Genomic DNA, 6817 nt, shown 5'->3' on the forward strand with positions numbered 1-6817 from the left:
AGTTTGTCGCCGGCGACCAGGCCGTTGTGCTGGCGCCACAGCAGGACGTCGCCGAGGTCGCGGAAGTACCAGCCGTTGCCGACGATGCCGTGCTCCGACGGGTGGGTGCCGGTGAGGAAGGTCGACTGGGCGGCACAGGTGACAGCGGGCAGGACGGTGCCGAGCGTGGCGCGGGAGCCGGCGGCCGCCAGCGCCTTGAGGTGGGGCATGTGGTCGAGGAGACGGGGGGTGAGGCCGACGACGTCGAGGACCAGGAGCGGGGTGGGAACGCTGCCGGGGGCGGTCCGTGAGGTGTTCGCGCTCAAGGGAGCTCCTTCAGGCCGAGATCCGTCAGCAGGTCGCGGGCGAGGGTGAGTTCGGCGGCGATGCCGTCGGCGAGCTGGGCGCGGGTGCTCGGGCGCAGCTCGGGCGGGAGGGCCTGCCAGGTGTAGGTCTCGACCTCCAGATGGCGCACCAGCGGGTGCGGGCCGCCGACAAGCCGGGTCAGGGCGGTCTTGAGGACGGGGAGTGTGGAGGTGAGGGGCGCGGCGGGCTGGGCGTGCAGCGGGACGTGGAAGTGGGCACGCCAGGGCGACGCCTCGGGGAGCGCCCGCCCGCCGAGTGCCTCGCCGAGGTCGTCGGTGCCGCGCAGGCCGGCGGCGGTGCGGGTGCGGGTCTGGTGCAGGAAGCGGGGTTCGTCGAAGGCGGCGAGGGCCTCGCGGACCTCGGGGAGGTGCGGGTGCTCGGCGTGGAGTGCGGCCGAGAGCTGGGATTTGACGACGGGGACGCCGGACGCGGCGAGCGCGTCCAGGGCGGTGTGCGGGTCTTCGAAGGAGGTGGCGAGGTGGCAGGTGTCGACGCAGATGCCGATGCGTGGATGGTCGATGGCGGTGAGCGGAGCGATGGCGTCACGGGTGGTCTCGACGACACAGCCGGGTTCCGGTTCCAGGCCGACGCGGATGGAGCGGCCGGTGAGCTCCTCCAGCGCGTCGAGGCGTTCACCGAGGGTGCGCAGCGCGGTGTGGGCGGAGTCCGTCGGCCGGGTGCGCCAGGCGAGCGGGAGCGTGGAGACGCTGCCGTCGTCGACGTCGTCGGGGAGCAGTCCGGTGAGGACGCGGGCGAGGGCGGTGGTGTGTTCGAGGCGTTCGGGGTCGGTCCAGTCCGGCCGGTAGACGCGGTACTTGACCTCTTCGGCGCCGAAGCCCTCATAGGGGAAGCCGTTGAGGGTGACGACCTCCAGGCCCCGGCGGTCGAGTTCGCAGCGCAGGCCGCGCAGCGCGGCGGGGTCGGTGACCAGGGCGTGGGCGGCGTCCTTGGCGAGCCACAGTCCGATGCCGAGGCGGTCCCGGCCGAGGCGGCGGCGGACGGGTTCGCAGTGGTCCCGGAGCTGGGCGAGGACGCCGTCGAGGGTCTCGGCGGGGTGGACGTTGGTGCAGTAGGCGAGGTGGACGGTGGAGCCGTCGGGGTGCCGGAAGCGCATGGCTCACGCCCCGCCGCGCAGGATGGAGTTGCCCTCGTGGGTGGCGTCCGGGGCCGCGACGTCGAGGTTCAGCCGGCCGCTGAGCCCGTAGAAGGCGACGGGGTTGCGCCACAGGACCCGGTCGACGTCGTCCTCGGTGAAGCCCTCGGCCAGCATCAGGTCGCCGACCTTGCGGGTCTTGAGGGGGTCGCTGCGGCCCCAGTCGGCGGCGGAGTTCACCAGCACCTGTTCGGGGCCGTAGGCGCGGAGGATGGCGACCATCCGCTCCTCGTCCATCTTGGTGTCGGGATAGACGGAGAAGCCGAGCCAGCAGCCGCTGTCCTTGGCCTCCTTGACGGTGGTCTCGTTGAGGTGGTCGACCAGGACCCGGTCCATGGGCAGCGCGGACTCGGCGACGACGTCGAGCGTCCGGCGCAGTCCCGCGGCCTTGTCGCGGTGTGGGGTGTGCACGAGCGCGGGCAGCCCGTGGTCGGCGGCGAGCTGGAGCTGGGCGGCCAGGGCGGTGTCCTCGGCGGGGGTCATCGAGTCGTAGCCGATCTCACCGACGGCGACGACCTGGTCCTTGACGAGATAGCGGGGCAGTTCGTCGAGGACGGGCAGGCAGCGCGGGTCGTTCGCCTCCTTGGGGTTGAGGGCGAGCGTGCAGTGGTGGGCGATGCCGTACTGGGCGGCGCGGAAGGGTTCCCAGCCGAGGAGGGAATCGAAGTAGTCGAGGAAGGTGGCCGGTGCGGTGCGGGGCTGGCCCAGCCAGAAGGAGGGCTCGACGACGGCGCGGACGCCCGCGGCGTACATGGCCTCGTAGTCGTCGGTGGTCCTGGACGTCATATGGATGTGCGGGTCGAAGATGCGCATCAGGACTCCTTGCCGTGGGGGTGGGCCGAACCGTGCGGTGGGGGTGTGGCATCGGCTTCGGTCAGGGCCAGGACGCGGTACAGGTCCTCGGGTACGTCGCGGCCCGCGGCGGTGCGTTCGGCGGCGTAGTCGCCGAGCATGCGGGCGAGTTCGGCGTCGGCGCGGGCGCGGCGCTCGAGGCCGGCCACCGCGCCGACGGGCACACCGGTGAACAGGCACTTCAGGACGGCGTGGCGCCACTGGTGCGGGTCGAGATGACGGGCGGCGTAGGGGCCGACGGCGGCGGCGAGGAGGCTGGTGTCGTTGGTGCGCAGGGCGTCCTCGACGAGCGGGAGGGCTTCCGGGCCGGGCACGAGGTGGGGCAGGGCGTGCAGGGCGGCGCGGCGTTCGGCGCCGGTGCCCTGGGAGTAGACGCGGGTGACCGCGTCGGCGTCGGCTCGGGCCGCGTGCAGGATGAGGACGCGGGCGGCGTCGGCGTGCTCGGAGCCGCAGCGGCGGCCGGCCTCGGCCAGGCGCAACTCCCATACGGAGATGGGGCCGTGGGTGCCGGGGTGGGCGGCGGCCTCGTCGAGGGCCTGGTCGAGCCAGGCTCGGGCGGCTCCGGCGAGACGGGCGGAGAGCCTTTCGTGCAGTTCGGCGGGCGGGGTGAGGGCGAGGGTGGTGCCCTGGGTGCCGGCCGCCTCGGTGCCCGTGGTGGGGGCTGGGCGGGTCATCGGGTGCTCCCTTCTCAGGTGGCGGAGGGTTCGCCCGGCGGTGGGGCGGCGTTGCGGAGGAACGGGAGGGAGAGCGTGGCGTGGTGGGGGCCCGCGTGGGAGTGGCGGGGCAGTTCCACGACGGTCAGGGCCTGGTAGCCGGTTTCGGCGAGGGCCGCGAGGACGGGCGGGAAGTCGATCTCGCCGTCTCCGAAGGGGAGGTGCTCATGGACGCCGCGGCGCATGTCCTCGATCTGGACGTGGCGCAGCCAGGGCGCGGCGGCGCGGACGCAGTCGGCCGGAGGGAGCGGTTCGAGGCACTGGCAGTGGCCGATGTCGAGGGTGAGGCCCAGGTGTCCCGGGTCGCCGAGGATATGGCGGAGGTGATGGAAGTCGGCGAGGGTGGCGAGGAGGTGGCCGGGCTCGGGTTCGACGGCCAGGGGGATTCCGGCGGATGCCGCCGCGTCCAGGACGGGGGCGAGGGACTCGGCCAGGCGTTTCCAGGCGATGTCCGGGTCGGTGCCGGCCGGGGTGACGCCGCTGAAGCAGTGCACGGCGTGGGCGTCCAGCTCGGTGGCGATCCGCACGGCGCGCATCAGCAGGTCGGCGCGGCGGGCCCGGGCGTCCGGGTCGGGGTCCAGCAGGGAGGGGCCGTGTTTGCGGCGCGGGTCGAGCACATAGCGGGCGCCGGTCTCGACCGTCACGCCCAGGCCGAGGGTGTCCAGCCGGTGGGCGAGGCGGCGGACGCGGGCGGCGAGATCCGGCGCCAAGGGGTCCAGGTGCATGTGGTCGAGGGTCAGCCCGACGCCGTCGTAGCCCAGATCGGCGAGGAGGGAGAGGGCGTCGTCCAGGCGGAGGTCGGCGAGACCGTTGGTGCCGTAACCGAAACGGAGGGGCGCGGCGGGGGCGGGATCTGCCGAGCGACGGGTCGGGGCGGGGGTTGGTGCGGCTGGTGCGGCGGGGCTGTCCGCAGCCGGGAGCTGATGGGTCCTGCCTTCCGGGGGTGTGTCCCTCGGCGTCGTACCGGCGGCGACACCCCCGCTCACCGCTTCTCCTCCGCGGCGCCACCCGAGGCGCCGGGGCTCCCGTCACCGCCGGCCGCCAACCGACCGGCGAACCGGACCAGTTCCCCGTACTGCTCCGCCAGCGCCGACGGGCCCCGGCCCACCGGGTCCTTGAAGTAGAAGCCCAGTTCGCTCAGCGGGCCGGAGAGGCCTGCCTCGTGGGCGCGGGCGACCAGGCGGGCCAGGTCCAGGACCAGGGGGGCCGCCAGGGCCGAGTCGCAGCCCTGCCAGATCGTCTGGAGGATCATGCGGGTACCGAGGAAGCCGTCGAAGGCGATGTGGTCCCAGGCCGTCTTCCAGTCGCCCAGCGCGGGGACGTCGTCGATGTGGACCTCGCCCTCGGGCCGCGACGGGAGCACGTCGGCCAGCACCCGCTCCTTGCCGGCGTTCTTCGCGGCGGCCGCCGCCGGGTCGGCGAGGGAGGCGCCGTCGCCGCCGCCCAGAAGGTTCGTGCCGGACCAGGCCCGCACCGCGAGCGCCCGTTGGGTGAACATCGGGGCCAGGGCCGCCCGGAGCAGGGTCTGGCCGGTCTTGCCGTCGCGGCCCGCGTAGGGGAGGCCGGAATCGGCGGCGAGAGCGGACAGTTCCGGGTGGTGCAGGCCCGTCGAGGGGGTGAAGTTGACGTACGGGCAGCCCGCGCGCAGGGCCGCCGCCGCGTACAGGGCGCTCGGTGGGAGCGCCGGGCCCGTGGGCGCCGGTTCCGTCGAGGCCACGTTGACCACGACCGCTCGGGCCAGGCCCAGTCGTCGTACGAAGTCCGTGATGTCGGCCGCGAAGGCGGCGATCAGCGCCGCTTCGTCCCGCGTGTCGCCGGGGAGCGGACCGCCGGGCCTGATCTCCCGCTCCGCCAGGGCGAGTTCAGCGGCCGCCGCCCGGGGCAGGCCCGGCGGCAGGACGCCTCCCGCCGCCAGCGCCTCCGCCCGTTTCGGCAGCGGACAGTCCACCGTGTCGTGGCCGCCGAAGACCAACGACGGCAGCGGCGGCAGGGCGGCGTCGGTGAAGGGCGGGGTCTGCGTGACCATGCCCGTCGGCTGGTGCAGGCCCGCCGAGATCCCGGCGCAGCCGGCTACCACCGTCGTGGCCACGGAGCCCCGCGCCCCGATCAGCCACACTCCGACACGTGCTCCGGGAAAGGACGCGGACATGGGCAGCAGCCTCCTTGTCGTGCGGAGAACCCCTTGACGGTGGAACCCCGTGGGGGTGGAAGACGGCGGGCGGGGGTCCGGCGTCCCCCGCCCGCCGTCGCTCATGCGCCCTTGACGGGCAGCTCCTTGATCCGGATGTCCCGGAAGGACACCTGGTCGCCGGATCCGTGGTTCTGGATGCCGACGTGCCCGTCACGCAGGCTCCGGGCCGGATCGGTGTTGGTGAAATCGTTGATCTTCACGCCGTTGAGCCAGACGCGGAGGCGTTCGCCCTCCACGCGGATCTCGTACGTGTTCCACTCCCCCGGCGGATTGAGCGCCCGGTCGCGCTTGGCCAGGTCCGCGGAGCGGAAGCCGTAGACCGACCCCGTGGTCTTCTCGGGGACGTCCGTGGCGTCGATCTGGATCTCATAGCCGTTGTTGACAGCCGACCACGGATCGTCCGAGGGCGGAAATCCCACGAATACACCGGAATTGTCGTCTCCGTCGACCTGCCAGTCGAGCTTCAACGAGTAGGCACCGAAGCCCTGGTCGGCGTACCAGAGCAGGCCGAGCCCGCCGCTGGTCGAGAGCGTGCCGTCGGCGCCCAGCGAGAAGGAGCCGGGGCCGGCCTGCCGCCAGGCGGAGAGCGAGGCGGCCGTGCCGTCGAAGAGCGGCCGGTAGCCGTTCTCCGGACGGCAGTCGGCCTGGGTCGTGCCGGTCGTCCAGCGCAGCCCGCCCAGCAGATGCCGCCGGAAGGCGGGGTCCGCGTAGGACTCCTTGGTGTGGCCGCCGCCGGTGTAGAAGGCACGGCCGCCCTGGTAGGTGTGGCACCAGGCGATCGGATGGTCGCCGTTCATGGTGCCGCCCGTGTACGACGACTCGTCCAGGGAGGCCAGCACATGGACCCGTTCCCGGGGGTTGGAGCGGTAGTCGTACCACTCGTCCGTCCGGTTCCAGGCCGTCGGCAGATGCGAGGTGGACGCGTGGGCGTGGTCCTCGACGTCCACCGTGGCCTGTTGGGTCGCCGGATGCGACCGGAAATACGCTCCGACCAGGCCGCCGTAGAACGCCCAGTCGTACTCGGTGTCGGCTGCCGCGTGGACGCCCATGAAGCCGCCGCCGTGGCGCACATAGCGTTCGAACGCGCGCTGTTGCGCGCCGTCGAGCACATCGCCGGTGGTCGACAGGAACACCACCGCGTCGTACCGGCGCAGGTTGTCGTGCGTGAACGCGCCGGCGTCCTCGGTGGCGTCGACGGTGACACCGGCCGTGGCGCCCAGATCCTTGAGGGCCGCCACGCCGTCGGGGATGGAGTCGTGCCGGAAGCCGGCCGTCTTGGAGAAGACCAGCACCCGCTCCCCGGATGACGCCTCCGAAGAGGAGGCCGGTCCCGAGACGCAGCCGAGGAGCAGGGCCGCGCCCGTGACCATGATCGCCAGTCGGCCTGTTGAAACGTTCCTGTGCACGAAATGCCTCCGGAGTGGGGCCGGTTGTACAGGCGGGGTGCGGTGGGCCGGTGCTCAGTTGCCGAACGCGGCGTCGAAGGACGCGGACGGGGGGTCGAAGTCGAAGGCCTTCAGGCGGGTCAGCGCCTCGGGGGCGCCCTGGAGCCGGTCCATGCCG

At 73.2% G+C, this 6817-nt stretch carries 7 protein-coding genes; all 7 read right to left on the reverse strand.

Annotated elements, in window-relative coordinates; all coding sequences use genetic code 11:
* The coding region (locus tag ACWDRW_RS39930) for an alkaline phosphatase family protein (protein ID WP_451733392.1) at positions 1–305 on the reverse strand (305 nt) is incomplete at its 3' end.
* Entirely contained in the window at positions 302–1459 is a 1158-nt protein-coding gene (gene eboE, locus ACWDRW_RS39935; RefSeq protein ID WP_451733395.1) for a metabolite traffic protein EboE, read from the reverse strand. The genes eboE and ACWDRW_RS39930, both read right to left, overlap by 4 nt.
* A gap of 3 nt (positions 1460–1462) precedes the next feature.
* Complete coding sequence (locus ACWDRW_RS39940) at positions 1463–2311, reverse strand: TatD family hydrolase (RefSeq protein WP_451733397.1); 849 nt, start codon at positions 2309–2311, stop codon at positions 1463–1465.
* Positions 2311–3024 (reverse strand): EboA domain-containing protein, encoded by a 714-nt coding sequence (locus ACWDRW_RS39945; RefSeq protein ID WP_451733400.1) that lies wholly within the window; start codon positions 3022–3024, stop codon positions 2311–2313. Before ACWDRW_RS39945 ends, ACWDRW_RS39940 begins: the two co-directional genes overlap by 1 nt.
* Positions 3025–3038: 14 nt before the next feature.
* Positions 3039–4049 carry a sugar phosphate isomerase/epimerase family protein gene (locus ACWDRW_RS39950; RefSeq protein WP_451733403.1) on the reverse strand — a complete coding sequence of 337 codons (1011 nt, stop codon included), beginning with the start codon at positions 4047–4049 and terminating at the stop codon, positions 3039–3041.
* Complete coding sequence (locus ACWDRW_RS39955) at positions 4046–5212, reverse strand: inositol-3-phosphate synthase (protein ID WP_451733406.1); 1167 nt, start codon at positions 5210–5212, stop codon at positions 4046–4048. The genes ACWDRW_RS39950 and ACWDRW_RS39955 overlap by 4 nt, the downstream gene beginning before the upstream one ends.
* A 101-nt stretch (positions 5213–5313) precedes the next feature.
* Complete coding sequence (locus tag ACWDRW_RS39960) at positions 5314–6624, reverse strand: ThuA domain-containing protein (RefSeq protein WP_451733409.1); 1311 nt, start codon at positions 6622–6624, stop codon at positions 5314–5316.
* Between the last annotated feature and the right edge of the window lie 193 nt (positions 6625–6817).

The organism is Streptomyces sp. NPDC003635 (genome assembly GCF_053587635.1).

What these genes read in the sequence shown, in the direction of transcription:
- ACWDRW_RS39945 (WP_451733400.1), bottom strand. Translation starts at nt 3,024, where the DNA reads ATGACCCGCCCAGCCCCCACCACGGGCACCGAGGCGGCCGGCACCCAG.
- eboE (WP_451733395.1), bottom strand. Translation starts at nt 1,459, where the DNA reads ATGCGCTTCCGGCACCCCGACGGCTCCACCGTCCACCTCGCCTACTGC.
- ACWDRW_RS39940 (WP_451733397.1), bottom strand. Translation starts at nt 2,311, where the DNA reads ATGCGCATCTTCGACCCGCACATCCATATGACGTCCAGGACCACCGAC.
- ACWDRW_RS39960 (WP_451733409.1), bottom strand. Translation starts at nt 6,624, where the DNA reads ATGGTCACGGGCGCGGCCCTGCTCCTCGGCTGCGTCTCGGGACCGGCC.
- ACWDRW_RS39955 (WP_451733406.1), bottom strand. Translation starts at nt 5,212, where the DNA reads ATGTCCGCGTCCTTTCCCGGAGCACGTGTCGGAGTGTGGCTGATCGGG.